The following is a 26262-nucleotide window of genomic DNA, read 5'->3' as shown; positions in this document are numbered from 1 at the left end:
GTGAGGATCCTGGTCACCGGCGGCGTGCGCTCCGGGAAATCCCGGCACGCCGAAAGGCTGCTGGCCAGTGCCGGCGTCGTCACCTACCTGGCGCCGGGACGTCCCGCCGACGGCAGCGACCCGGACTGGGACGTCCGCGTTGCGCAGCACCGCGCCCGTCGGCCCGCGCACTGGGACACCGTGGAGAGCGCCGACGTGGCCGCCGCATTGCGTGGCGCCGATGGGGCGGTGCTCGTCGACTGCCTGGGCACCTGGTTGACCGCGCTTCTCGACGAGGGTCTCTGGGAGGCGAGTTCTGCGGAGGCCGCTCGGGTCGTCGACGCGCGACTTGAGGCGTTGTGCGAGGCGCTGGCCGCGGTGCCGGACGCGGTGGTGGTCACCAACGAGGTCGGCCTCGGGGTGGTGCCGTCGCACCGCTCCGGGGTGCTGTTCCGCGACCTGCTCGGCATCGTCAACCAACGCGTCGCCGACGTGTGCGACGAGGTGCACTTGGTGATCGCGGGCCGCGTGCTGCGGCTCTGAGGGGGCGTTGCCCTTCGTCGAGTGTGCGGTAGGGGCGGGATTTGGCGTGTTTTTCCGCCACCAGCGCACGTTCGGCGGGGCGCGTCGCCTCGAGCGGGCGGTCCGACGGGGTACTCGTTCGTCGAGTGTGCGGTAGGGGCGGGATTTGGCGCGTTTTTCCGCCACCAGCGCACATTCGGCGAGACGCGTCGCCACCAGCGCACGTTGGGCGAGCGTCGGCCCGAGCGCGCGCAAGGTGCCCCTTCGTCGAGTGTGCGGTAGGGGCGGGATTTGGCGCGTTTTTCCGCCACCAGCGCACGCTCGGCGAGACGCATCGCCACCAGCGCACGTTCGGCGAGTGCGTCGCCGCCAGCGCACGTTGGGCGAGCGTCGGCCCGAGCGCGCGCAAGGTTCTCGTTCGTCGAGTGTGCGGTAGGGGCGGGATTTGGCGCGTTTTTCCGCCACCAGCGCACGCTCGGCGAAGCGCGTCGCCGCCAGCGCACGTACGAGCGTCTCAGGACCCGTAGCGCTCCGAGTGCAGCACCGTGGCCAGCGACGAGCGGGCGCGCCAGCCGAAGCGCTCCAGGTCCGGCACGTCGGGCAGGTCGGCGACCGCGCCGACGCACAGCCACGCCACCGGGCGCACATGCTCGGGCATGCCCACCAGCGAACGCAGGAAGTCCTCCCGGTAGAACGACACCCACCCGACGCCGAGGCCCTCGTAAGTGGCTGCCAGCCACAGGTTCTGGATCGCACACACCACCGAGTACAGACCCGCGTCGGGTATCGCGTGCCGGCCCAGGACCGAAGGCCCGCCTCGCGAAGGGTCGTAGCCGACGACGATGCCCAGCCCCGATTCGCAGATGCCTTCGATCTTGATGCGCTCGAACGTCTCCGCCCGCTCACCCGACAGGGTGGCGGCGAACGCCGCACGCTCGGCGGCCACGTGATCGCGGAACGCGCGCAACGTCTCCGGCGCGCGCACCAGCACGAAGTCCCACGGCTGCGACATTCCGACCGACGGCGCCGCGTGCGCGGCCAGCAGCACCCGCTCGAGCACGTCGTCGGGCACGGGATCGCCGGTGAACTCCCGGCGGGTGTCGCGGCGGCGGTTGATCACGTCGTAGAGCGTCACGGGCGCCGCCGTTCCCGCGCCGGGTCGTAGAGGAAGCTCTCGCCGGCCTCGGGGTCGGGTCGCCCGGCCAGCGCCCGCCCGACCAGGATGACCGCCGCCTGACGCAGACCGGCGGCTTCCACGGCGTCGGCGATGTCGGCGACGGTCCCGCGCAGGATCTGCTCGGTCGGCTGCGACGCACGGTAGACCACGACCACCGGGCAGTCCGGGCCGTAGTCGGGTGCGATCTCGGCCATCAGTTCCCGTATCCGGGTGATGGCCAGGTGCAAAACCAGGGTGGCGCGGGTGGCGCTGAACGCGGTCAGCGACTCGGTCTCCGGCATCGCCGTCGACCGCTGCTGGGTGCGGGTCAACACCACTGACTGCGCGACCAGCGGCACGGTCAGCTCGCGACCCACGGCGGCGGCGGCCGCGGCGTACGCCGGGACCCCAGGCGTCACCTGCCACGGCACCCCGAGACGGTCCAGGCGGCGCGTCTGCTCGGACACCGCCGAGTACAGCGACGGGTCCCCGGAGACCAGCCGCACCACCCGCCGGCCCGCTCGGTGCGCGCCGACCAACCGGTCGACGATCTGATCGAGGTCGAGGTGTTCGGTGTCGACGAGTTCGGCGTCGGGAGAGCAGTGCGCCAGGACGTCGGGATCGAGGTAGGTGCCGGGGTAGAGCACCACCTCGGCGTCGGCGAGCAGTCGCGCGGCGCGCACCGTCAGCAGATCGGCAGCACCGGGACCGGCGCCGACGAACTGGACCGCGCGCTCGGGCATGGAACGGCAGTCTAGATACCGCGCCCGGTCCGCTCAGGCGGTGGCCAGCTCCGGCGGTTGCGCGGCCGCCGGGTCCGGGTTCGCGATCGGCATGCCCATGAAGCGCCGGGCGTTGTCGCCCATGAAGTCATAGGTGCGTCGGACGTCCATGCCCTCGGCGTACTTCCAGTAGCCCTTCGGTTCGGGCAGCCCCTCCGGGTGCGGGTAGTCCGAGCCGAACAGCACCTTGTCCCAGCCGACGGTGTTGACGACGTCGGAGACGCAGCCCTCCCAGAACGGGCTGACCCAAATGTTGCGACGGAACACGTCGAGCGGATGCTCGGGGAAGTTCTGCGGCATCTTCTTGGCCAGCTCTTCGAAGTCGTTGAACAGCGGGAAGATCCACGAGCTGCCGTTCTCCACCGATGCGATCCGCAGCTTCGGGAAGCGGGTCAGGGTGCCGTGACAGATCAGGCTGGTGATCATGTCGGAGATCTCGCGGTGACCGAGCACCATCCACCGGAATGCGCTCTGCGCCATGAAGTTCTGGGTGTGGGGTGGTTCCCACGAGTTGACGTAGGAGTCCAGCGGCGGGTAACTGGCGTGCAACACGATCGGCAGGCCCGCGGCTTCGACGTCGCGCCAGAACGGGTCGAACTCGGGAAGCGCCGGGGAGCGCCAGCCGCGCAGGCCGTTGACCGGGCCGGGTTTGATCAGCGCGACCTTGGCGCCGTTGTCCAGGATGTATTCGAGCTCGCGCTGGGCGGCGTCGACCTCGGAGAGGTTGATGATCGGTGTGGAGAACACCCGGCCCTGGTAGTCGAACGTCCAGTGCTCGAGCATCCACTGGTTCAAGGCGTGGATGACCGCCAGTGTCAGCTCGGGGTCGTCGGCGGTGGCGTGTTCGATGAGGCTGGCCAGCGTTGGGTAGTTCAGCGCCTCGCGCACACCCTGCCGATCCAGTTCGGCGACGCGGTCGACGGGGTTGCGGGTGGCCGGCGGCGCTTCGATGGCCGGTCCCTGCATCTCGCGCAGGGTCAGGCCTTCGGTGTTCTCACCGGCGAAGAACTTCTCGTGGGCACCGGGCGCGGCGACACGCTCGAAGGTCGGGTTCGGGATGAAGTCGCTGACGCGGTTGTTGATCACGATGCGCGTGTGCCGACCGAACTGCGCGTACTGCACCGCCCGCGAGTACCGCTCGGGCAGGTACTTCGTCAGCGCGTCGGCCGTCTCGTACATGTGTTGGTCGGCGTCGAAGATCGGCGCATCCCGAAACTGGGCGCTCTCACTCATAGGCATTACTGTAATACCAACGGTAAATAAGGCAACGCCGAGATTGCGTCTGCTGCGCGAAATGCCGCTAGTTGACGCGCGTGGAATGCAATTTCGGCGCAGGTCACACGCCGAGGACCGACTCCAGCGGGGTGCGGGCGAAGTAGAGCGCGAACCCGGCGGCCACGATCCACAGCAGCGGGCTGATCTCGCGCACCTTGCCGGCTGCGGTGCGCATCACCACCCACGCGATGAACCCCACGCCGATACCGTTGGCGATCGAATAGGAGAACGGCATCACCGCCACGGTCAGCACCACGGGCAATGCGATCGAAAACTCGGTCAGCTCGATGTGGCGCAGCTGCGACGCCATCAGCGCGCCGACCACCACGAGCGCGGCGGCCGCAACCTCGGTTGGCACGATCGACGCCAGCGGCGAGACGAACATCGCCGCCAGGAACAGCACGCCGGTGACCAGGTTCGCCAGGCCCGTCCGGGCGCCTTCCTCGATGCCGGCCCCGGATTCGATGAACACCGTGTTCGACGACGACGACGTCGCACCGCCGACGACCGCACCGGCACCCTCGACGATCAGCGCGGACTTCAACCGCGGAAAGGTGCCCTTCTCGTCGGACAGGCCCGCCTCCCGGGACAGCCCGGTCATGGTGCCCATGGCGTCGAAGAAGTTCGCGAACACCAGCGTGAACACCAACATGACGGCAGCGACGATGCCGATGCGGGAGAAGCTGTTCAGGCTGAACTCACCGACCAGCGACAGGTCCGGCAGGGCGAACGGCGACCCCGACAGCGCCGGCACCGACAGGCTCCACCCGCCGGGGTTCTCCTGCGCCGAACCCAGATGCCAGATCGCCTCGATCACCACCGCCGCGACCGTGCCGACGGCCAAACCGATCAGGATGCCGCCGCGCACCTTGCGCACCACCAGGACTCCGGTGAGCAGCAGGGTGCCGACGAACACCAACGTCGGCACGGTACTGATCGAACCGCTGCCCTCACCGCCCAGCCCGACCGGTGGCGACGCCACACCGGTGGATCCGATGAACCCGGCGTCGACCAACCCGATGAACAGGATGAACAATCCGATACCGGCCGTGATCGCGAGCTTGAGCTGCATCGGTACCGCGTCGAACACCAACCGGCGCAGCCCGGTCGCGGCCAGCAACACGATGATCAGACCGTTGATCACCACCAGGCCCATGGCTTCGGCCCACGTCAAAGACCCGACGACGGTGGTGGCCAGAAACGAGTTGATGCCCAGCCCCGCGGCGAACGCGAACGGCAGCTTGGCGATGAACCCGAACAGGATCGTCATGACGCCGGCGGCCAGCGCGGTGGTCGCGGAGACCTGCGCGAAGTCCAGTCGCCCGCCGGTCACATCGGTCGAGCCCGACAGGATGATCGGGTTCAACACGATGATGTAGGCCATCGCGATGAAGGTCACGACGCCGCCGCGCACCTCGGTGCCCACGGTGGACTGGCGGGCCGAGATCTCGAAGAAACGGTCCACGAAGTTCATGCGCGGCCTCAGGCCCGGGGCGGGGGCGGCGGCGGGGCCGCGACGGGCAGGCACAGACCGGTCTGCGTGTCGAGGTACTTGCCCGGGACGCAGAACGGTGAGCACCCGTAGATCACGCCGGTCTCACCCGGCGGGCACTGGGCCGTGGTGGTGCTCGCGGGTGTACCGACCCATGCGGTCAGCGGTGCGGCCACCAGCGCCGCGGCGGCCAGATAACGCACGAGGCGTTGCGTCGATCGGCCCACGTCGTTCCCCTCAGCTCGATGTTCCGGTGGCGACGCGCGGAGCGTCCTTCTCGGGAGCGACGTCGAGAACGAACTCGGCGATCCGCGCCCGGTGTTGTTCGGCGCTGCCCAGCAGGGCGGCGTCGGTGTACGCCCGCTTGTAGTACAGGTGCGCCTGGTGTTCCCAGGTGAAACCGATTCCACCGTGGACCTGAATGGTGTCGCCCGCAACTCGAACGAACGCCGCCGAGCACGTCGCCTGCGCGATACTCACCGACAGTGCGGCGTCGTCGGAGGCGTGGGTGAGCGCCCACACCGCGTGGTAGGCCGTGGATCTGGCGTGCTCGACGGCCACCAGGTCGTCGGCCAGCCGGTGCTTGACGGCCTGGAACGAACCGATCGGACGACCGAACTGCAGGCGGGTTTTGGCGTACTCGGTGCTCAGGTTCAGCAGGTGCTGGGCGGCGCCGACCTGTTCGACGGCCAGCAGCGCCGCGCCGACGTGCAACGCGTGGGTGATGACGCGTTCGGCCTCCTCAGGCCCGGCGATCAGCTCGGCGGCCGCATCGGTGAAGGTGACGTCGGCCTGCGGTCGGGTCAGGTCCAGCGTGCCCAACGGCTTCCGTTGCACCCCAGCCGAATCCGCTTCGACGGCGAAGAGGCCGACGCCGCCGTCGGTCTTCGCGGCGACGAGGATCAGGTCCGCTGCGCCGGCGTCCACCACGCGCGGCACGGTGCCGCTGACGGACCAGGACTTCCCGTCACCGGACGCGTCGACGGAGACGGCATCGGGATCGAAGGCGCCGGCCACGTCGGTGACGGCGAACGCCGCGGTGCGGCTGCCATCGACCAGTCCGTCCAGCAGCGGGCTGGGTTGCGACGCCGCGACCAGCGCCGGCACGGCGAGATAGACGGTGCCGAACAGCGGGCCCGGCGCCAATGCCGCACCGAGTTCCTCGACCGCCACGGCCTGGTCGACCAGCGTGCCGCCGACCCCGCCAGCGGCTTCGGGCACCGACAGGCCGAGCACACCGAGCTCCGAACCCAAGCGCTGCCAGACCTTGCGGTCGAACGGCGGGTCGGACTCCATCGCCGCGCGCACCGCGGCCTCGCCGACATGGTCGGCGCAGAACTTGCGCACGCCCGACCGCAGCGCACCCTGCTCCTCGGTGAACACGAACTCGCGATCCGCACGCTCCTCAGCCACGCGGGATCTCCTTCCACGCCATGCCCGCGTCCGCCCGCAGATCTCCCGGCAACCCGAGCACCCGCTCGGCCAGAATGTTGCGCATCACCTCAGAGGTACCGCCTTCGATCGTGTTGGCCCGGCTGCGCAGGAACCGCTGCTGGAGAGGTCCGCGGTAATCCTCGGGATCGCCCTGGTCCATGGCGTAGCCGTCGTAGAGGATGCCCTCCGGACCGAGCAGATCCATGCAGAACTCGTAGATGTGCTGGTTGAGTTCGGCGCCGACGAGCTTGCCGACCGACGCCTCCGGACCCGGGCCACCGGTGGTGGTCGCCGCAGCCCGGGAGCGCTCCGAGGTCAGACGCTGCGCTTCGGAGCGCAGCCACAGCGAGGTCAGCCGGTCGCGCAGCACCGGGGTGTGCAGATCGGGCCGCGACGCCCACAGCGCGACCGCATCGGAGATGGTGCCCGCGCCGCGCCGGCTGCCACTGCCGCCGAGGGCGCTGCGTTCGTTCATCAGCGTCGTCATCGCCACGCGCCATCCGTCGCCGACCTCGCCCAGGCGGAACGCATCGGGGATGCGCGCGTCGGTCATGTAGACCTCGTTGAACTCCGCGTGCCCGGTCAGCTGACGCAGCGGCCGGGTCTCGACGCCCTCGCCGTGCATGTCGATGACGAAGTAGGTCAGGCCCTTGTGCTTCGGGACGTCGGGGTTGGTGCGCGCCAGCAGCAGACCCCACTTCGCGCGGTGGGCCAGGCTGGTCCACACCTTCTGGCCGTTGACCACCCAGGTGTCGCCGTCGAGGACCGCCGAGGTCGCCAGACCCGCGAGGTCCGAGCCGGCCCCGGGCTCGGAGAACAGCTGGCACCAGATGTGTTCGGTGGTCGCCAGCGGACGCAGCAGCTGCCGGCGCACGTCGTCGGTCTGGGCGTGCTCGCGCACCGTCGGGGCTGCCATGCCGTAACCCATCGGGTTCAGGCCCAGCGGGACGGGACCCCCGGCGCCCTGCAGGATGCGGTCGGCGACGGCCTGCAACCCCCGGGAAACGCCGAGGCCGCCGAAACCTTCGGGGAAATGGACCCAGGACAGACCCGCGTCGAAACAGGCACCCAGGAACTCTTGGACAGGAACTTTCTTGGGGTCGTGTTCCTCGACCACGCGGCGCGCGGCGTCGGCGACCCTTTCGGCGTCAGTGGCCATAGCTGCACACTAAATCAAGGTGTGCGTGGCCTGCGGACGCAGTCCGATCCGGCTCGGGACCGGACTCAGCCGGCGGTCAGTGCCAGCCGGTCGGCGTGGGAACGATGACGGCGCTGCAGGAGGTACCGGAGCCAACGAACATCAAGTAACACGGGTGATCCTTACGCAGTCTTGGTGAGCAGGGGAAGCAGTTGACGGCGCGCGACCATCGCGTCGGCGAACTCGTTGAGCGCCTCGGGAACCGAGCCGGCCGATTCGAATTCGATGCCCAGGTCGTACAGCGCCTGTTCGACGGCGCGGCTGGGCACCATCGACCACTGCACGCCCGCGGCAACGCAGACGTCGTCAATGGTGAACAGCAGCGAAACTGCGCTCTCGGCAAATGAAGTAATTTCGCTCAGATCCAGCACGAACGGCTTTTCGGCGATGACGAAACGTCGCGTGTACGCCGTCGCCCGTTCGATGTTGAACGCGTCGAGCTCGCCGCGGATCCGGACCACCGTGGCCAGCTGGCGACAGTGTGCACGGATATCGGCACCACCACCACAGTCGAACGTCGGATTGCCGTACATGGCGACCTCCTCGAGTCCAGTCCTGACGTGGCCCACCTTCGGGCGATACAAGACTCAAGGTAATGAGCCAATTTAAGGCCGCTGGGAGTAACGACTAATACTTCGGTAAGAAGTGTGGGCGATCCCGGCAGCAAACTCACCGGAATTCAGTCGCGCGGCGGCTGCTGAGCTCCGGTGTAATTGCGCCACGGACTGTAATCGGCCAGCAGTTCCTCCTGCGGGGGCCTGTCGCCCTCAGGGACGTGCTGAAGGTTGATCCGGATGCGGTACCAGATGGAACTGGGCCCGCGCATGCCGTCGACGAGAACATCTGCGGGATCCAATTTTTCGGAAGCCCCCGGATACTTGTCGCGCCACTGCTGCAGCGCGGCCATCGCTTCGTCCTTGGTCTTGGTGCGCGCGATCTCGATCAACGGCATCGTCGACTGCCGGCGGCCGTCGGTGGTGCGGCGCGCACCTTTGGGCGCCTTCTCGGCCGGCCCCAACCGGTCGGCGAGTTCGAGCAACGCGTCCAGTGAGCCCGGGTGGTCGTCGATGCCCTCCCACGGATCGCCGAGGCGCTCCAGACGCTGCGGCACGGTCGCGATCGTGAACTCCTCGGGCCGGCAGTCGGCGACCTCCGACCACAACAACGGGGTCGACACCCGCGCGTCCGGCGTCGCGCGCACCGAGTAGGCCGAGGCCACCGTCCGGTCCTTGGCGTTCTGGTTGAAGTCGACGAACACGCCGTGACGTTCCTCCTTCCACCAGCGTGCGGTCGCCGACTCCGGTGCACGTCGCTCGACCTCGCGGGCGACGGCCTCGGCGGCCAGGCGCACCGCCTTGAACGGCCAGCGGCGGTGGATGCGCGCGTAGATGTGGAAGCCGCGCGACCCCGACGTCTTGGGCCAGGCGGTCAGGCCGTGGTCCTCGAGGACTTCGCGGGCGACGAACGCGACGTCGAGGATCTGCCGCCAACCCACACCGGGCATCGGGTCCAGATCGACGCGCAGTTCGTCGGGGTGGTCGAGGTCGTCGTCACGCACCGGGTGGGGGTTGAGATCCACACACCCCAGGTTCACCGCCCACACCAGACCGGCGGCGTTGCGCAGTACCGCCTCCTTGGCCGAGGTTCCCGACGCGTACTTCAACTCGGCCACGTCGACGAAGTCGGGACGCTTCTGCGGTGCGCGTTTCTGGAACACCGCCTCGACGTCGATGCCCTTGACGAAGCGCTTGAGGATCATCGGACGGTCCCGCACACCGCGCAGCGCACCGTCGGCGACCGCGATGTAGTAGTCCATCAGGTCGCCCTTGGTGATGCCGAGGTCGCCGAAGACCACCTTGTCGGGATTGGTGATCGGCACCGCGATGCCGTCGACGTCGTACTCCTGCGCCGCGGCCATGGTTTCGATGGTAGGTGCCGGCGCCGGGCAGTCGCCCGTTCCGGGAATGACCGCACGTGTCGTCCCCTAGAGTTGTCGCATGTCAAAGCTCGCTGATCTCTCCGCGCAGACCGCAGCCAAGCTTGCCCAGTCGCTGAGTACCTACGTCGACCGTGGATCGGCGGAATTGCACTACGCGCGCAAGATGTTCGAGGCGGGCGCGCTCAAACTCGAACCGCCGCAGGACATCGCCGCGCTGCTCGCCGACATCCGCCGCTGGGGCGAGATCGGGATGATCCCGGCGCTCAACGCGCGCCGCTATCCCGATCGTGCCGCGGTCATCGACGAAGAGGGCGAGATGACCTTCGCCGAACTCAACGACGCCGCCAACGCCGTGGCCAACGCGCTGCGCGCCAAAGGCGTCAAAGGCGGTGACGGGGTAGCGATCCTCGCGCGCAACCATCGATGGTTTCTGGTCGCGCTGTACGGCGCCGCGCGGGTGGGCGCTCGGATCATCATGCTCAACAGTGAGTTCTCCGGTCCGCAGATCAAGGAGGTCACCGAACGCGAGGGTGGCAAGCTGATCATCTACGACGACGAGTACACCGCGGCGGTCTCGCAGGCCGAGCCGGAGTTGGGCAAGCTGCGCGCCCTCGGCGTCAACCCCGACAAGGACGAGCCGTCGGGCAGCACCGACGAGACCCTCCAAGAACTGGTCGCCCGCACCAACGCCGCACCGGCGCCGAAGGTCAGCAAGCACGCCTCGATCATCATCCTGACCAGCGGCACCACCGGCACCCCCAAGGGCGCCAACCGCAGCGCGCCGCCGTCGCTGGCGCCGATCGGCGGCATCGTGTCCTCGGTGCCGTTCAAGGCCAACGAGGTCACGTCACTACCCGCGCCGATGTTCCACGCGCTGGGCTTCCTGCACGCCACCATCGCGATGATGCTGGGCACCACGCTGGTGCTGCGTCGCCGGTTCAAGCCGGCCCACGTGCTGGCCGACATCGAGAAACACCGGGTCACCGCGATCGTCGTAGTGCCGGTGATGCTGTCGCGCATGCTCGACGAACTGGAGAAGACCACTCCCAAGCCGGACCTGTCATCGCTGCGCATCGTGTTCGTGTCGGGGTCGCAGCTCGGTGCCGAGCTGGCCACCCGGGCACTGAAGGACCTGGGCCCGGTGGTCTACAACCTGTACGGCTCCACCGAGGTCGCCTTCGCGACCATCGCTGGGCCGCAACATCTTTCGAAGAACCCCGCGACGGTCGGTCCGGTGGTCAAGGGCATGAAGGTCAAGATCCTCGACGACAACGGCAAGGAGTTGCCGCGCGGCGAGGTGGGTCGCATCTTCGTCGGCAACTTCTTCCCGTTCGAGGGCTACACCGGCGGCGGCCACAAGCAGATCATCGACGGGCTGATGTCGTCGGGCGACGTCGGATACTTCGACGAGGACGGTCTGCTCTACGTCAGCGGCCGCGACGACGAGATGATCGTCTCCGGTGGAGAGAACGTGTTCCCCGCCGAGATCGAGGACCTCATCAGCGGGCACCCCGAGGTCGTCGAGGCGACCGCGCTGGGTGTCGACGACAAGGAGTGGGGTCAGCGGCTGCGGGCGTTCGTCGTCAAGGCCGAGGGCGCGACCATCACCGAGGACGACATCAAGACCTACGTGCGGGAGAACCTCGCACGCTACAAGGTGCCGCGCGAGGTGGTCTTCCTCGACGAACTGCCGCGTAACCCGACCGGCAAGATCCTCAAGCGCGAACTGCGCGAGATCGACGTGGACTAGCGTCGAACTCGCATTCCACGCGCGTCAAGTAGCGAGTTGACGCGCGTGGAATGCAATTTCGGCGGGATTACTCGACGGCGCCGGCCAGCGTCGCCATGCCGGGAACGGCCAGCGTCACCAGCACGAGCAACAGCAGGAACCAGCCCGCGCCCTGCCATGCCGCCCAGCCGCGGTCGGCCCTCCACTCGCGGTAGGTCTTGACGAACGCGCCGATGCCGCCGAACAGGAACACCGCGGGCACCAGCCACGCGGTGAACTCCGAGTCGCGTGCGGCGACGAGGAAGAACACGAACACCGCGGCGCCCACCGCGACGACGGCACCGACGTAGGTGATCGCCGCGCGGGCCACCCCGGGCTTCGACAGGCGCTTCTCGACGAAGTCACGGTCATTGGTCATAGACCGTGTGTTCCCGAGTTGCCGCCGAAAAAACGCCTACGGATACGAGGCCGCCGCCGGCTCGGTGGTCAAGAGTTCAGCGACCGAGAGGTCGCGGTCCGGGACTGCTCGAGCGCCTTCAGCTCATATCCCTGGGTCACCCAGTACACCGTCCGATCCAGAGTGCTCAAGATGTCGGTGACGGCGATCTCCCCCGCACAGAAGCGCCCGAGCAATCCGTAGATCAGACTCGAGATGATCGAGTCGAGGTGCGCAACGAATTCGTCGTCGACATCGTCGAGCATCATCAGACCGGCGGGGGCGACGATGTCCAACCCGAATCGGAAGAGCTCATTCCCTTTTGGCGACGAACGTACCCGGAAGTAGGCCGTCAGCATATGCGGATGGCGCTCCCACGGTTCGAAGATCGTGCGTAGCAGTCCCATCAGTCCCTCGTGCAGCGTCGCTCCCGCCTCCCGTGGCCGGACGGTGATCCCGGCGTAGCGGTGCTGCTGCATCCAGTACTCCAGCGCGGCGGTGATCAAGTCGTCGCGGGTCGCGTAGCGCTTGTAGATGGTCGCGAGCGAACTGCGTGCCCGGCGGGCGACTTCACGAAGCTGCACTGCCTCGTAGCCCTCCGACTCCAATATGTCGACGACAGCATCGAGTAGTCGGTCACCGTCGCGTTGCGGTGCAAAACCCGCGGCCATGCCTTGCCTTCCCTTGGGTAACACGGTTACCTTACCTCGAGTAATTCGGTTACTCTGACACCCGCGGCCGCCGATGTGGCGTCTCTGCAACGAAGCGAGGAGCAAATGGGTTCACTGGAGGGCAAGGTCGCCTTCATCACCGGTGTGGCTCGAGGGCAAGGACGAAGCCATGCCGTCCGGCTCGCCTCCGAGGGTGTGGACATCATCGGCGTGGACATCTGCGCCGACATCGAGGCCAACGGATACCCGATGGCCTCGCGCGACGAACTCGACGAGACGATCGCCCTGGTTGAAGCAGCGGGCGGCAAGATGCTGGGGTCTGTCGCCGACGTCCGCGACTTTCGCGCGCTCAAGTCGGCACTCGACACCGCAGTGGAGCATTTCGGCCGCTTGGACATCGTGTGCGCCAACGCCGGCATTGCCGCGATGGCGTTTCGTGAGCTGACCATCGACGAAGACCTGCAGATGTGGACCGACGTGGTCGATGTGAATCTGGTGGGATCGTTCCACACCGCCAAAGCCGCGATACCGCATCTGATCGCCGGCGCGCGGGGCGGGTCGATCGTGTTCACCAGCTCCACCGCCGGTTTGAAGGGTTTCGGCGGAATGCAGGGCGGCGGGCTCGGGTACGCGGCGTCCAAGCACGGCATCGTCGGACTGATGCGAACCCTGGCCAATGCCCTTGCGCCGCAGAATATCCGGGTCAACACCGTGCACCCGACAGCGGTCAACACGATGATGGCCGTCAACCCGGCCATGACGGCATTCCTGGAGAACTACCCCGACGGCGGCCCACACCTGCAGAATCCGATGCCGGTCGCGTTGCTCGAACCCGAGGACATCAGCGCGGCAGTCGCGTACCTGGTCTCCGACGCGGCGAAGTACGTCACCGGGGTAACCTTCCCCGTCGACGCCGGCTTCTGCAACAAGCTATGAGCGGGCGCGTCGAGGGTAAGCGCGTCCTGGTCACCGGGGCCGCTCGGGGCATGGGCCGCAGCCACGCCGTACGCCTGGCCGAGGAGGGGGCCGACCTGGTTCTGGTCGACATCTGCAGCCCCATACCGGCGATCGAATATCCGCTGGCCACAACAGAAGAACTTGCGCAGACCGCACGCCTTGTAGAAGCGCACGGCCGGCGAGCCGTCGCGCACGTGGTCGACGTACGTGACGAGGAGGCACTGAAAGCGGCGGTCGATGACGGTGCTGCCCGGTTGGGTGGCCTGGACGCCGCAGTGGCCAACGCCGGAGTGCTGACCGGGGGCACGTGGGACACCACGACGGCGCAGCAATGGCGCACCGTCGTCGACGTCAACCTGATCGGCACCTGGAACACCTGCCGAGCCGCCATCCCGCATCTGGCCGACCGTGGCGGCAGCCTCGTCAACATCAGCTCGGCTGCCGGAATCAAGGGCTCACCCCTGCACACGCCATACACCGCATCTAAGGCGGGCGTCGTCGGAATGAGCAGAGCGCTGGCCAACGAGCTTGCGGCGATGAACATTCGGGTCAACACGGTGCATCCGACGGGTGTGCCCACCGGGATGCAGCCCGCGTCGTTGCACACCCTTCTGCACGACCGGCGCGCGGACTTGGCGCCGATCTTCCAGAACGCTCTACCGATCGTGATGGCAGAGTCAGTCGACATCAGCAACGCGGTGCTGTTCCTGGTGTCCGACGAGGCACGCTACGTCACCGGCCTGGAGTTCAAGGTCGATGCCGGCGTCACGATCCGCTGATCTTGAACCAACGACACAGATGAAAGAGCCAGACGTGAGCACAGTTGTTTCCGAGCGCGATGAACGTGGCAGACGGGCCTACGCCGACATCATGACGGTGCCGGCGCCCGAGGACGGATCGCCGGCGACAGCGCATCTGCTGGACTTCGTGTTCGCCGAGGTGTGGCGACGTCCTGGTTTGACCCGTCGGGAGCGCCGGTTCGTCACACTGCCCTGTGCTGCCGCAGCCGACGCCGAGGGGCCGCTGCGCGACCACGTGTATGCGGCGCTCAACAGCGGAGATATCAGCATCGGCGAGATGCGAGAAACTGTCCTGCATTTCGCGGTGTATGGCGGATGGCCAAAGGCGTCGCGCTTCAACATGGTCGTCGATGAGCAGTGGGAGCGCATCCATCGTGAACGTGGTCTGCCGGTGCCTCCGCCCGAGCCGCTGTTGCCGTTGAGCACACCGAGTGACCCCGAAGCGCGTCTGGCGATCGGTGAGCAGGCCTTCAAGGACATCAACTGCCTGCCGTACGCCCCGACTCGGGACAATCCCTTCCAGGGTGCGGGAATCCTGAACTTCGTGTTCGGTGAGATGTGGTTGCGGCCGGGACTGGGCATGAAGGAGCGGCGTCTGATCACAGTGGCCTGTGTGGCGTTCCAGGACGCCCCCTACCCGATCGTCAGTCACGTCTACGCCGCCTTGAAGAGCAGGGAAGTTTCGTTCGGCGAAATGGACGAGGTGGTCTTGCATTTCGCGGCTCACTACGGCTGGCCCAAAGGTTCACATCTCAACCAGGTCGTCGCCGAGCAGAAGCAACGGGTCGCTCGAGAATGGGCCGACGAGGGGACCGGTCAGTCGTGACGTCCATTCTGCCGGATGGGGTCGCTGGGTTGCTCATCGGGGCGGACCGCATCACCTCGACGTCGGTCGCCTGGCACTCACATATCTATCCCGGGACGGGTGAGTGCAACGCCACCGTGGCACTGGCCGGGCCCGAGGAAATGGATCTGGCCGTCGCGACCGCACGAGAGGCTCAGCGGCGATGGGCGGCGATGGGCGTGGATCGACGACGCGACGCGCTGATCGACCTCGCTGAGGTCGTGCACGACCACCTCGACGAGCTTGCCGAATTGAACACCCACGACTACGGGGTTCCGATTTCCTATGCCGGCAACGCCATCATGGTCGAACAGTTCCTGCGCCACTTCGCCGGTTACGTCGACAAGCCGCACGGGTCCAGCACGCCGGTCAGCGGCAGCACCGACCTCAATTTCATCGAACGTGAGCCCTATGGGGTCGTGGGCGTCATCGCCCCGTGGAACGGCTCTCTGGTGGTCGCTGCGTCCTGCGTCGCGCCGGCGCTGGCCGCGGGCAACGCCGTAGTGTTCAAACCGTCCGAGATGGCGCCATTGGCTGCGCTCCGACTCGGCGAACTTTGTCTCGAAGCGGGGCTGCCGCCGGGGCTGGTGAACATCGTGCCCGCAGCTGCCGCCGGGGCGCAGGCGCTGGTGCGGCAACCGGACATCGGCAAGATCCACTTCACGGGCGGCGGACACACCGCCCGCGCCGTACTGAAGGCAGCGGCCGAGAACCTCACCCCGGTTGTCACCGAACTAGGCGGGAAATCGGCCAACATCATTTTCGCCGATGCCGACCTTGACATCGCTGCAGTACGGTCGGCGCACCAGGGCCCGTTGATGCAGGCCGGTCAAAGCTGCGCATGCGCGAGTCGCATCTTGATTCACGACGACATCTACGACGCCTTCGTCGAGCGGTTCCTCGCCGTCATCGGCGCGGCGCGCATGGGTGATCCACTTGACCCGACCACTACCTTCGGCCCGGTCATATCCGGCTCGGCCCTCGAGCGCATCCTCTCTGCGGTCGACCGGTCCGTCGATGAAGGAGCTGGCGTGTTACTGACGGGCGGGCGTCGGGTTACCGACGGTGCCCTTGCCGGCGGTTACTACCTCGAGCCTACGGTGCTGGGCGATGTCGACAACCGCTGCCTGCTGGCGCAGACCGAGACTTTCGGACCAGTTGTCTCCCTGATCCGGTTCAGTGACGACGCCGAGGCGGTGCGCATCGCCAACGACACGCGCTACGGGCTGAACGCCTTCGTCCATACCCGTGACCTGAATCGCGCGCACACGGCCGCACGGCAGCTGCAGTCCGGTTCGGTATGGATCAATCAGGGCAGTTTGATCTCCCCGCAGGGACCTTACGGCGGCTACAAACAGAGCGGGTCCGGCCGCACCGGCGGCCGCGAAGGCCTGCAGGAGTTCCAACAGGTCAAGAACATCCGCATCGGGTTGAGCTGACGATCGCGGCGAGCTTGCGGGTATGTGCCGCCGAAAAACGCCTACGGGTCGCGGGGCAGCCCGAGCAGACGCTCGGCGATGATGTTGAGCTGCACCTCGGAGGTCCCGCCGTAGATCGTGGTGGCGCGGCTGGCCAGCAGATAGTCGGCCCACACCCCGGTGGGTTGCCCGGGGTCGCCGACGACCGCGTCGGTGCCGAACGACGCCACCGCGAACTCCGCGTAGCCCTGCCCGGTCTTCATCGACAGCAGTTTGGAGATCGCCGCGGCCGGCATCGGGTCGCCCCCGGCGAGTGTCAGCAGCGTCGAACGCATGTTGAGCACCTTGGCGGCGTGGCCCTCGGCGATCAGGACACCGGCCTGGTGGTGGGCCACCTGATCGAAATGCCCCTCGGCGACGAACTCGACGAACTTGTCCAGGCTGGGCAAAAACGGCGGCTCGCTGCTGCCGATCGAGACGCGCTCGTTGGTCAACGTGTTGCGGCTGACCTCCCAGCCGCGGTTGACGTCGCCGAGCACCATGCTGTCGGGCACGAACACGTCGTCGATGAACACGGTGTTGAACATCGCGTTGCCGGTGAGCTCACGCAGCGGCTTGACCTCGACGCCCTCGCTGGCCATGTCGAGCAGGAAGTAGGTGATGCCGTTGTGTTTCGGAGCCGACGGATCCGTGCGCGCCAGCAGCGCGCCCCACTGCGAGAACTGGGCACCGGTGGTCCAGATCTTCTGACCGGTGATGCGCCAGCCACCCTCGACCTTGGTGGCCTTGGTCGACAGCGCCGCGAGGTCCGAGCCGGCGCCGGGCTCGGAAAACAGCTGGCACCAGATCATCTCGCCACGGAAGGTGGGCGGTAGGAACCGCTCCTTCTGCTCGTCGGTGCCGAACGCCACGATCGACGGGATGATCCACGCCGCGATGCCCATCTGCGGACGCTTGACCCGACCGGCCGCGAACTCCTGGGCGATGATGATCTGCTCGATCGGGTTGGCCGCACGTCCCCACGGCACCGGCAGGTGGGGCTGCACCCAGCCGCCCTCGGCGATCGCGGCGTTGCGCTGCTCCCGCGGAATCTCCTTGAGCGCAGTGACTTCCGCGCGGATCTCGTCGCGCAGCTTCTCGGTCTCGGGATCCAGGTCGATGGTCAGGGTGCGCATCCCGCGGCTGGTGGCGAGGTCGACGACCTGCTGCGGGTAGTCCGAGCCGCGCCCGAACGACGCGACGAGCACCAGCGCGCGCCGGTAGTAGACGTTGGTGTCGTGCTCCCAGGTGAAGCCGATACCGCCGTGGACCTGGATGCAGTCCTGGGTGCAGTGTTGCGCGGCGGCCGGGGCCAAAGTGGCCGCGACGGCGGCGGCGAACTCGTAGGCGCTGTCGGAAGCACGGTCAGCCAGGTGTTCGTCGATGGCGCGCGCGGCGTCCCACACCGCGGAGGTGGCCCGTTCGGTCTCGGCGATCATGCCGGCGCACTTGTGCTTGATGGCCTGGAACTGGCCGATGGGCCGGCCGAACTGCTCGCGGATCTTGGCGTAGGCGGCGGCGGTGTCGGTGGCCCAGCGGGCCACGCCGATCGCCTCCGCGGACAGCAGCGTCGTGATCAGTGCGCGCGCCAACTCGCGGCTCAGCCCGCTCAGCACACGGTCGTCGGTGACCTCGACGGCGTTGGCCCGCACGTGGGCGACGGGGCGCAGGGGGTCGACGCTGCGGACCGGTTCGATCTCGAGTTGATCGGCGTCGAAGACGATCCATTCCTCGCCGGACTCGATCGCCACGGGCAGCACCAGCAGCGCCGCCTGCGCGGCGGCGGGCACCGCGCGCACCTCGCCGCGGATGACCAGCCGGTCACCGTGCCGGGTTGCGGTCAGCCCCGAGTCGATGGCGTAGGCGGCGATGACGTCTCCGGCGGCCAGACCGGGTAGCAGCGACGACTCGGGATCGTGGGCGGAGATCAGCGCGCTCGCGATGATCGACGGGACGAACGGGCCGGGGACCGCCCCGTATCCGAATTCGGCGGCCACGATGGCGGATTCGAGAATGCCGAAGCCCTGCCCGCCGACCGCCTCGGACAGGTGCACACCGGGCAGACCCTGCTCGGCCGCGGACTTCCAGTACGGCGGCGGGTTGGGGATCGGGTTCTCGAGGGCGTCGTGCAGGACCTCCGACGGTGCCACCCGCTCGACGAACGAGCGGACCGAGTCGGCGAGGTCGTTGTGCTCCTCAAGGATCGCGATGGGCATAGCTGTTGCGCCTTTCCACTTCGTCGTGGGGTCGTCCCAACCAGTTGGTTGGTGCCGAGATTACCCCGCCGGAGCGTTGACGAGATTGACGAGTGGGTGACGATCTCGCAACCGCGCGCAGTTGTCGACGGCCAGCTCCAGATAGCGGGCCATGGTGTCGGCGGTGTACCAGGTGACGTGCGGGGTCAGGACCACGTTGTCGAGGTCGAGCAGCGGGTTGTCCGCGGTGACGGGCTCGGTGGCGAACACGTCCAGACCGGCTGCGGCCAGCTGTCCGCGCCGCAGCGCGTCGGCCAACGCCGCCTCGTCGACGATCGGTCCGCGGGCGGTGTTGACCAGCACGGCGCCGGGTTTCATGAGTGCCAGGGTCTCGGCGTCCAGCAGCGCGTGCGTGTCGTCGGTCAGCGGCACGTGGATCGACACGAGGTCGCTGGCGGCCAGCAGGTCGGGCAGCGTGCGCCAGCCGGGGTGGCCGTCGTCGCGGGTGCGGGTGTGCAGCACGGTCGCGCCCATCGCGGCGACGATCTGCTCGACCCGCTGGGCGACGTTGCCGTAGCCGATCAGGCCGACGGTGCAGCTCCCGATGTCGCGGACGGTCTCACCCAGGGTGGGGTCCGACGGCCACCCCCGCCCGTCGCGGGTGGCGCGGTCCAGCTCGGGCAGCCGGCGCAGCGCGGCCAGCATGAGCAGCACGGTGCCTTCGGCGACCGACGGTGCGTTCGCGCCGGGCATGTTGGCCACCGCGATGCCCGCGGCCGTGGCGGCCTCGACGTCGATGGTGTTGACCCCGGCCCCGAGCTTGTGGACCAGCTTCAGGCCGGGCGCCCGGGCCAGGTCGTCACCCGACAGGGGCCGCAGGACATGCCAGATCACCTCGGCGGCAGGAAGTTCGGCGTAGAACGTGTCGTCGTCGTCCTCGGCGCAGAACCGGACATCCAGCCAATCTTGGTGCGGTGCCAGCAATTCCGTGACCTTCGGGGTGGCAACGAAATGCGCGAGGACCCTCACCACCGCGCGCTGATCCAGTCGGCGATCAGGTCGGCCTTCTCGGCCCGCGCGCCCGGGGTTGTGAAGTAGTGGTCGGTGGCCATCGAACGCATCATCTTGTCCGAACTGGCCAGCGCGTCGTGGATGCGCCGCGCGTCGGACGGGTAGACGCCGGTGTCCTGCTCGGCGTTGACCACCAGCGCCGGGCAGTCGATACGCGACAGGTGCGGTTCGGCGCGGGTTTGCGCGTGGCGCAGACTCCACATGCCCAGCCAGTTGCGCAGCGTGGTGGCTGAGGCGATGCCGTACGTGGACCGGTTGGCCTTGGCGGGCACCCCGGCGTAACACATGTTGGCGACTCGGTCGGTCGGCTCCAGGGTCGGGTCGACCATGCGGGGGTCGGCCCACGTGCGCATCACGGTGAACGGCCGGTCGGAGAACCCGGCCGCCCGCACCCGGGACAACTCGGCCTCCACCCAGTCGGTGATCGCCTCGTTACGGGCGACCTGCGCGGCGCGGTAGCGCGTGACGAACTCCGCGTCATACGGTGGGCCGTTGCGTTCGTTGAACAGGTCAAGGTCGGAATCGGTTGCCACCGCGTCGTTTTCGTCGACCATCGACGCGTCCATCCAGGCGGTCAGGACGTCGGGCCGGCCGGGATGCGCGGCGGTGGCGATGTAACCGTCGGCCGGCGGCAGATTCTCCAGCCCCGCGGCGGGACGCAGCCCGGTCAGCGGGGTGACATGCCGGTGCACGGCGTTGGCCTGATAGGCCGCCATCAGTGACCCGCCGCCCGAATTGCCCAGCAGGATCACGGTTTCCACCTCGGCGACCTCGCGCAGCCACCGCACCCCGACACCGATGTCGACCAGCGCGTGGTCGAGCAGGAAGCTGCTCTCGAAGCCCCGGTAGCGGGTGTTCCAGCCGAGGAAACCGATACCACGGGCGGCCATGTACTCGGCGAGGTAGTGCTCGGAGAAATCGATCTGGTAGTGCGTGGCGATCAGCGCGACCTTCGGCCGCCCGCCGAGCGGGCGATGGTAGAGACCCTGGCAGGGATGACCCCCCGAACCCGCCTGATGCGCGGTGGGGGAATCCAGACCGATGAACTCCCGGCTGATGTCGGTCATGGAATGCTCCGGCCTTCTCGTCGGTGGGTGGCTCGTTCAACAGTCTGATCGGTTACCCCGATGTTAGATTCGTTCCCTGCGTGGAGGAGGCGGGATCGTGATCAAGCCGCACAACACCAACCCGGAGTTCGAGCTCGGCGGCATCAACCACGTCGCACTGGTGTGCTCGGACATGCGCAAGACCGTCGACTTCTACAGCGGTGTTCTCGGCATGCCGCTGATCAAGTCGCTGGATCTGCCCGGCGGGATGGGCCAGCACTTCTTCTTCGACGCCGGAAACGGTGATTGCGTCGCGTTCTTCTGGTTCGCCGACGCCCCCGACCGGGTGCCGGGCATCTCGTCGCCCGCGGCGATCCCCGGCATCGGGGACATCGTCAGCGCCGTGAGCACCATGAACCACCTGGCTTTCCACGTCCCCGAGGAGAAGTTCGACGAGTATCGCCGGCGCCTCAAAGAAAAGGGCGTGCGGGTGGGTCCGGTGCTCAACCACGACGAGAGCGAGATGCAGGTCTCGGCAGCGGTGCATCCCGGGGTGTACGTGCGGTCGTTCTACTTCTTCGACCCCGACGGCATCACACTGGAATTCGCCTGCTGGACCAAGGAATTCGGCGAGAGCGACACCGCGACCACGCCGAAGACCGCAGCCGACCGCCGCGTGCCGGCCGCGAACTAACCCCGCGTCACGTACAGCGCCGGATCGGCCAGCCGGTCGATCAGCGCCGCCAGCTGCGCGGCGAGCTGCTCGCCGCTGAAGGTGACCTCCCCGGCCAGCCAGGCGCTCAGCGTCTGGCCCACCCCGCCGACGACGAAATGCGCCGCGGCCTTGATCTGTTCACTGGGAGCCACCTGCAGCGCCTGGCCGGCGTGCTGTCCCGACAGCAGGGCGAATAGAGCCCCGGACTCGGCGCGTTTACGCACCACCACCGGGTTGGTGAGGTGGATGTTGAACAGCAGCCGGCCCACCCGGACGTCCTCGGAGATCGTGCGCACGATGTTGGCCATGCCCTGCAGACTCTGCTCGCGCGCCGGAGCGGCGGCCACCGCGGCCTGGGTGGTGGCGGCGATGTCGGCGACCACCCAGTCGAACACCGCGCTGACGAAGGCGTCCTTGTCCTCGAAGCTCTCGTAGAAGTAGCGCGCCGCCAACCCGGCCTGGGCGCAGATGGCCCGCACGGTCAGGTCCGCGGGCGCCGACACTCCTCCGAGCAGGTCCAGGCCGGCTTGCAGCAGCTTCTGCTTGCGGTCGGCGGTGCGCTGGGGCGCGCCGACCCCGCGGTACGGACGGGCCTGGGCCATGAGTCCATATTGACAGCCGCGGCAATGGGGAGCAATATCAGGAAACACGCGTTCGCAAATTTAGATGAACGGTTCTGAGAGGAGTGCCGTGACGGTCAACGAGGCAGCGCAGCCCGAGACCACACCGGAGATCCGCCCGACGGAGTCGGACGACCTTCCCGTGGTGGAACGGCCGATGAGCGACCTGACCGGCCAGGTGCGGCCCAGCAGGTGGCGCCGACGCAGCGTCGACGGGATGCTCGGACTCGGTCTGCTGGCCGGGCCGGCGAACGTGATCATGCAGCTCGCGCGTCCGGAGGTCGGCTACGGCGTCGCCGAGAGCCGCGTCGAGAGCGGGCGCATCGACCGACACCCAATCAAACGGGCCCGCACCACCTTCACCTACCTCGCCGTCTCCACCGGCGGCACCGACGCGCAGAAGCTCGCGTTCCGCCGCGCCGTCAACGGCGCCCACAAGCAGGTGTTCTCCACCGAGGAGAGCCCGGTGAAGTACCACGCGTTCGACAAGGACCTGCAGATGTGGGTCGGGGCCTGCCTGTACAAGGGCGTGGTCGACGTGCACCGCCTGTTCGGTGGCGACCTCAGCGAGGAACAGGCCGATCAGCTCTTCGAGCAGGGCCGAGCACTGGGGACGATGCTGCAGGTCGACGACGAGATGTGGCCGGCCGACCGCGCGGCCTTCGACCGGTACTGGGCGGCCCAGCTCGAGAAGGTCCACATCGACGACACCGTGCGCGAGTTCCTGACCCCGATCGCGGCCACCCGGCTGCGCGGTCTGACGCTGCCCGGGCCGCTGCAACGACGCACCGAGGCGCTGGCCCTGCTGATCACCACGGGCTTCCTGCCGCAGCGGTTCCGCGACGAGATGCGGCTGCCCTGGGATGCCGAGCGGCAGAAGCGATTCGATCGGCTGATGGGTGTCCTGCGCTTCGTCAACACCATCTCGCCGAAGTTCATCCGTGAGTTCCCGTTCAACGTGCTGCTCAAGGAGCTCGACTGGCGCATGCGCACCGGCCGCCCGCTGGTCTGACGGACTTCCGGCGATCGGGCTGCGCGCCGAGTTCGCCGGTGTGACGATTGACCGATGGCGGGAGCGGTCATCGCGCGTGTCGACGCGGAAGACGCCGTTGCCGAGCTGATCCGCCGCGCCGCCGACGGTCCGGCCGGCCTGCTGCTGGAAGGCGACGCCGGGATAGGCAAGACCACCCAATGGTGGGCGGGGGTGGAACAGGCCCGGCGGTGCGGCTTCGCGGTGCTCGCGGCGCGCGTCGGGCAGGCTGAGTCGGCGCTGGCCTACGCCGCGGTCGCCGATCTGCTGGCCGACGTCTCCGACGAGGTCTTCGACGCCCTCCCCGACCTGCAGCGCCTGGCACTGAACCGCGTGCTGTTCCGCGCCGGCTCCGACGGACCGCCCACCGATCAGTGGGTGGTGGCCGCCGGCCTGGTCTCGGTGATCGAGACCCTCGGCGCGCGTGCGCCGGTGCTGCTCGGGATCGACGACGTGCAGTGGCTCGATCCGTGCAGCGTCGTGGTGCTGACCTCCGCGGTGCGGCGGCTGCGGGGCCGGGTCGCGGTGCTGGCCACCGAGCGCTGCGAACCGGGCGCGGCCACCGCGGAGTCCTGGATGCAGTTCGGTACGGGCCGGCTGACGCGGATCCGGCTGGGCCCCCTCCCCGCCGCAGCGCTGCACGCCGTGATCGCCGAACGGCTGGGCCGACGGTTCTCCGCGCCCAGCCTGGCCCGGATTGCCGAGGTGTCCGCCGGGAACCCGATGTTCGCCCTCGAGCTGGCCCGCACCATGAACGAAGACACCCCCGGCGCCGAGGTGCACCTGCCCGGCACGTTGACCGAACTGGTGCGCCGACGCACCGGCGGCCTCGACGACGACGCGGGCGAGGTCCTGCTGACCGCCGCGTGCGCGCCGCGACCGACGGTGGCGCTGCTGTCGCGCGCCTGCGGCCGCTCACCCGAGGACGTGGCGGCCTGTCTGGCCACCGCGGAACGCGACGGCGTCGTCAGCGTCGACGACGCCGGGCGGGTGCAGTTCACCCATCCGCTGCTGGCGCACGGTCTGTACTCCGACACCGCGCCGGCCCGGCGCCGTCAGATCCACCGGACCCTGGCGCAGGTGGAGGACCGACCGGACGTGCAGGCCCGTCACCTGGCGCTGGCACTCACCTCCGCCGACGACGCGACGCTGGCCGTCCTCGATGCGGCCGCCGAATCCGCCCGCAGCCGGGGCGCCCCCGCCGCGGCCGCCGAACTCACCGAGCTCGCGATCGGCCTGGGCGGCGACAAACCCTGGCGCCGGGTGCGCGCGGCCGGCGATCACTTCCAGGCCGGCGCCACCGCCCGCGCACTGACCTTGCTGCAGGACACCGTCGGCGATCTGCGTCCGGGGCTGCTGCGTGCGATCGCGTTGAACCTGCTGGCCGGCATCCTGATGTTCGACAACCGGTTCACCGAAGCGCGGGACGCCCTCGAGAACGCCGCGCAGGACGCCGAGGCCTCGCCCGCGGTGCTCGTGCAGACGCTGATGAGCCTGTCGTTCGCCCAGGGCATGGGCTCATTCGCCGAAGGCACCTCCGAGGTCGGGCTGTTCGACGACTCGTTGCGCAACGCCCGCCGCGCCGCCGAGATCGCCGAACAGACCGGCATCCCGGGCGTGATCAGCAAGGCCCTGGCCCTGTGGGTGCACGCGAACTTCCTCTTCGGCAACGGCGTGGACGAACCGGCGCTCGCGCGCGCCCTCGCGATGGAGGACCACGACGACGACGTTCCCGTCCCGTTCCGTGCGTCGGCCGTGTCGGCGCTGGTGCGCGCCTGGACCGGCCACCTCGACGAGGCCCGCCGGCAGCTGGCCGCCGTCCGGGCGAACTGCCTGGAGCGCGGCTCGGAACGCAACATGATGGCGGTCGCGTCCTACGCCGCACTGATCGAGCTGTGGGCGGGTGAGCTCGACACGGCCAGGCTGCTCGCCGACGAAGCCGTCGAACGAGCGGTGCAGCTCGGCGGTGACACGGTCGCGATCATCCCGCTCAGCGTGCGCGCGGCGGTGCTGGCCCACCTCGGCCAGGTGGAGTCCGCCCACGCCGACGCGACCGCCGCGCGCGCCGCGGCCCGCCTCGCCGGTTCACCCCGGATGGAGGAGTGGCCCATCAAGACGCTCGGCTTCCTCGAGGTCTCGCGTGAAGAGCACGCTGCCGCCCACGAGGTCTTCACCCCGCTGATCGAACGCCTCGAACTGGTTCCCGAGATCGAGATCATGGGCGCCGGGTACCTGCCCGACGCGGCCGAGGCAATGATCGCGATCGGTCGGCTCGACGAAGCCGAACCGCTGATCAAGATGCTGGAGAACAACGGACGGCGCCTGGACCGCGCCTGGATGCTCGCCGCCAGCCTGCGCTGCCGCGCCATGCTGCTGGCAGCCCAGGGCGACCTGGACGCCGCACACGCGGCCGTCAACGCTGCGCTGGCCCAGCACGAGCGGCTACCCATGCCGTTCGAGCGCGCTCGCACGCTGCTGCTGTCCGGCCGGCTGCACCGGCGGTGCCGCCGCAAGGAGGCGGCGGTGACGGCGTTGACCGCGGCGCACGACGAGTTCGAGCGAATGGGGGCGGTGCTGTGGGCGCATCGGGCCCGGACCGAACTCACCCGGGCGGGCGGTGAACCCGGGGCGCACCTCCTGACCCCGTCGGAGCGGCGGGTCGCCGAGCTCGCCGCGGCCGGCGTCGCGACCAAGGACATCGCCGCCCGGCTGTTCATCAGCCCCAAGACCGTGGAGCACAATCTCGGCAGGATCTACCGCAAGTTGGGGATCCGCTCCCGTGCCGAACTCGGCCGTCGCCTCGACGCCCTCACCAGCGACTGAGCCGCCCCGCAGGGTGCGTCTCGACAGTTTGCTCAGACGGTGCTAATTTTCAGCGCGAGTTAGCTTAGCCATACATAACAGATGTTGAGGG

Annotated in this window: 24 protein-coding genes; 9 read left to right on the top strand and 15 right to left on the bottom strand. The window is 68.4% G+C overall.

Annotated elements, in window-relative coordinates:
• Entirely contained in the window at positions 1-522 is a 522-nt protein-coding gene (locus ACAG25_RS10705; RefSeq protein ID WP_370488340.1) for a bifunctional adenosylcobinamide kinase/adenosylcobinamide-phosphate guanylyltransferase, read from the top strand.
• A gap of 493 nt (positions 523-1015) precedes the next feature.
• On the opposite strand, the gene bluB is transcribed toward ACAG25_RS10705, so the two are convergent.
• The 9 genes from bluB to ACAG25_RS10660 all read right to left on the bottom strand — a co-directional run bounded on the left by bluB (position 1016) and on the right by ACAG25_RS10660 (position 9756).
• Positions 1016-1636, bottom strand: coding sequence for a 5,6-dimethylbenzimidazole synthase (bluB, locus tag ACAG25_RS10700; protein ID WP_370488339.1), 621 nt, complete (start codon positions 1634-1636; stop codon positions 1016-1018).
• On the bottom strand, positions 1633-2400 hold the full coding sequence (gene cobM, locus ACAG25_RS10695; RefSeq protein WP_370488338.1) for a precorrin-4 C(11)-methyltransferase: 768 nt from the start codon (positions 2398-2400) through the stop codon (positions 1633-1635). The genes bluB and cobM overlap by 4 nt, the downstream gene beginning before the upstream one ends.
• Positions 2401-2433: 33 nt before the next feature.
• Positions 2434-3672 carry an amidohydrolase family protein gene (locus ACAG25_RS10690; protein ID WP_370488337.1) on the bottom strand — a complete coding sequence of 413 codons (1239 nt, stop codon included), beginning with the start codon at positions 3670-3672 and terminating at the stop codon, positions 2434-2436.
• Between the two features lie 103 nt (positions 3673-3775).
• Complete coding sequence (locus tag ACAG25_RS10685) at positions 3776-5188, bottom strand: NCS2 family permease (protein WP_370488336.1); 1413 nt, start codon at positions 5186-5188, stop codon at positions 3776-3778.
• Between the two features lie 8 nt (positions 5189-5196).
• On the bottom strand, positions 5197-5433 hold the full coding sequence (locus ACAG25_RS10680; protein WP_370488335.1) for a hypothetical protein: 237 nt from the start codon (positions 5431-5433) through the stop codon (positions 5197-5199).
• A 10-nt stretch (positions 5434-5443) separates the two neighbouring features.
• Positions 5444-6619, bottom strand: coding sequence for an acyl-CoA dehydrogenase family protein (locus ACAG25_RS10675; protein WP_370488334.1), 1176 nt, complete (start codon positions 6617-6619; stop codon positions 5444-5446).
• On the bottom strand, positions 6612-7799 hold the full coding sequence (locus ACAG25_RS10670) for an acyl-CoA dehydrogenase family protein (protein ID WP_370488333.1): 1188 nt from the start codon (positions 7797-7799) through the stop codon (positions 6612-6614). The genes ACAG25_RS10675 and ACAG25_RS10670 overlap by 8 nt, the downstream gene beginning before the upstream one ends.
• 161 nt (positions 7800-7960) lie before the next feature.
• Positions 7961-8371 (bottom strand): STAS domain-containing protein, encoded by a 411-nt coding sequence (locus ACAG25_RS10665; RefSeq protein ID WP_370488332.1) that lies wholly within the window; start codon positions 8369-8371, stop codon positions 7961-7963.
• 146 nt (positions 8372-8517) lie between these two features.
• Positions 8518-9756 carry a DNA polymerase domain-containing protein gene (locus tag ACAG25_RS10660; RefSeq protein ID WP_370488331.1) on the bottom strand — a complete coding sequence of 413 codons (1239 nt, stop codon included), beginning with the start codon at positions 9754-9756 and terminating at the stop codon, positions 8518-8520.
• 79 nt (positions 9757-9835) lie between these two features.
• Between ACAG25_RS10660 and fadD2 the strand changes: the two genes are divergently transcribed.
• Entirely contained in the window at positions 9836-11527 is a 1692-nt protein-coding gene (fadD2, locus tag ACAG25_RS10655) for a long-chain-fatty-acid--CoA ligase FadD2 (RefSeq protein WP_370488330.1), read from the top strand.
• A gap of 67 nt (positions 11528-11594) precedes the next feature.
• Here the strand turns inward: fadD2 and ACAG25_RS10650 are convergent, their stop codons facing one another.
• Both ACAG25_RS10650 and ACAG25_RS10645 read right to left on the bottom strand, forming a co-directional pair.
• Complete coding sequence (locus ACAG25_RS10650; protein ID WP_370488329.1) at positions 11595-11924, bottom strand: hypothetical protein; 330 nt, start codon at positions 11922-11924, stop codon at positions 11595-11597.
• A 68-nt stretch (positions 11925-11992) separates the two neighbouring features.
• The gene (locus ACAG25_RS10645) at positions 11993-12613 is read right to left on the bottom strand and encodes a TetR family transcriptional regulator (protein WP_370488328.1); all 621 of its coding nucleotides are present in this window, start codon (positions 12611-12613) and stop codon (positions 11993-11995) included.
• Between the two features lie 105 nt (positions 12614-12718).
• On the opposite strand from ACAG25_RS10645, the gene ACAG25_RS10640 reads away from it, so the two are divergent.
• The 4 genes from ACAG25_RS10640 to ACAG25_RS10625 all read left to right on the top strand — a co-directional run bounded on the left by ACAG25_RS10640 (position 12719) and on the right by ACAG25_RS10625 (position 16653).
• Positions 12719-13549 carry a mycofactocin-coupled SDR family oxidoreductase gene (locus tag ACAG25_RS10640; protein ID WP_370488327.1) on the top strand — a complete coding sequence of 277 codons (831 nt, stop codon included), beginning with the start codon at positions 12719-12721 and terminating at the stop codon, positions 13547-13549.
• Positions 13546-14349, top strand: a complete 804-nt coding sequence (locus ACAG25_RS10635) for a mycofactocin-coupled SDR family oxidoreductase (RefSeq protein ID WP_370488326.1) — start codon at positions 13546-13548, stop codon at positions 14347-14349. The genes ACAG25_RS10640 and ACAG25_RS10635 overlap by 4 nt, the downstream gene beginning before the upstream one ends.
• Positions 14350-14440: 91 nt before the next feature.
• Positions 14441-15196 carry a carboxymuconolactone decarboxylase family protein gene (locus tag ACAG25_RS10630; protein WP_370488412.1) on the top strand — a complete coding sequence of 252 codons (756 nt, stop codon included), beginning with the start codon at positions 14441-14443 and terminating at the stop codon, positions 15194-15196.
• Positions 15166-16653, top strand: coding sequence for an aldehyde dehydrogenase (locus ACAG25_RS10625; RefSeq protein WP_370488325.1), 1488 nt, complete (start codon positions 15166-15168; stop codon positions 16651-16653). Before ACAG25_RS10630 ends, ACAG25_RS10625 begins: the two co-directional genes overlap by 31 nt.
• Before the next feature lie 41 nt (positions 16654-16694).
• On the opposite strand, the gene ACAG25_RS10620 is transcribed toward ACAG25_RS10625, so the two are convergent.
• From ACAG25_RS10620 to ACAG25_RS10610, 3 genes are read right to left on the bottom strand one after another with little or no spacing between them, the layout of a single operon-like run.
• Positions 16695-18887 (bottom strand): acyl-CoA dehydrogenase, encoded by a 2193-nt coding sequence (locus ACAG25_RS10620; RefSeq protein WP_370488324.1) that lies wholly within the window; start codon positions 18885-18887, stop codon positions 16695-16697.
• Between the two features lie 60 nt (positions 18888-18947).
• On the bottom strand, positions 18948-19895 hold the full coding sequence (locus ACAG25_RS10615; protein WP_370488323.1) for an NAD(P)-dependent oxidoreductase: 948 nt from the start codon (positions 19893-19895) through the stop codon (positions 18948-18950).
• Positions 19892-21004, bottom strand: a complete 1113-nt coding sequence (locus ACAG25_RS10610; RefSeq protein WP_370488322.1) for an alpha/beta hydrolase — start codon at positions 21002-21004, stop codon at positions 19892-19894. The genes ACAG25_RS10615 and ACAG25_RS10610 overlap by 4 nt, the downstream gene beginning before the upstream one ends.
• A gap of 97 nt (positions 21005-21101) precedes the next feature.
• Here ACAG25_RS10610 and ACAG25_RS10605 point away from each other — a divergent pair, with 97 nt between their 5' ends.
• Entirely contained in the window at positions 21102-21677 is a 576-nt protein-coding gene (locus ACAG25_RS10605; RefSeq protein WP_370488321.1) for a VOC family protein, read from the top strand.
• Here the strand turns inward: ACAG25_RS10605 and ACAG25_RS10600 are convergent.
• Positions 21674-22300 carry a TetR/AcrR family transcriptional regulator gene (locus ACAG25_RS10600; protein WP_370488320.1) on the bottom strand — a complete coding sequence of 209 codons (627 nt, stop codon included), beginning with the start codon at positions 22298-22300 and terminating at the stop codon, positions 21674-21676. The two genes, ACAG25_RS10605 and ACAG25_RS10600, sit on opposite strands and share 4 nt — an antisense overlap.
• A gap of 175 nt (positions 22301-22475) precedes the next feature.
• On the opposite strand from ACAG25_RS10600, the gene ACAG25_RS10595 reads away from it, so the two are divergent.
• Complete coding sequence (locus ACAG25_RS10595) at positions 22476-23330, top strand: oxygenase MpaB family protein (RefSeq protein WP_370488411.1); 855 nt, start codon at positions 22476-22478, stop codon at positions 23328-23330.
• 54 nt (positions 23331-23384) lie between these two features.
• Positions 23385-26171, top strand: a complete 2787-nt coding sequence (locus tag ACAG25_RS10590; RefSeq protein WP_370488319.1) for a LuxR C-terminal-related transcriptional regulator — start codon at positions 23385-23387, stop codon at positions 26169-26171.
• Positions 26172-26262 lie beyond the last annotated feature (91 nt).

Source organism: Mycobacterium sp. pV006 (genome assembly GCF_041287115.1).
Classification (GTDB): domain Bacteria; phylum Actinomycetota; class Actinomycetes; order Mycobacteriales; family Mycobacteriaceae; genus Mycobacterium.
Note: the sequence above shows the minus strand (reverse complement) of the source record. Positions and strands in the feature narration are given on the sequence as shown.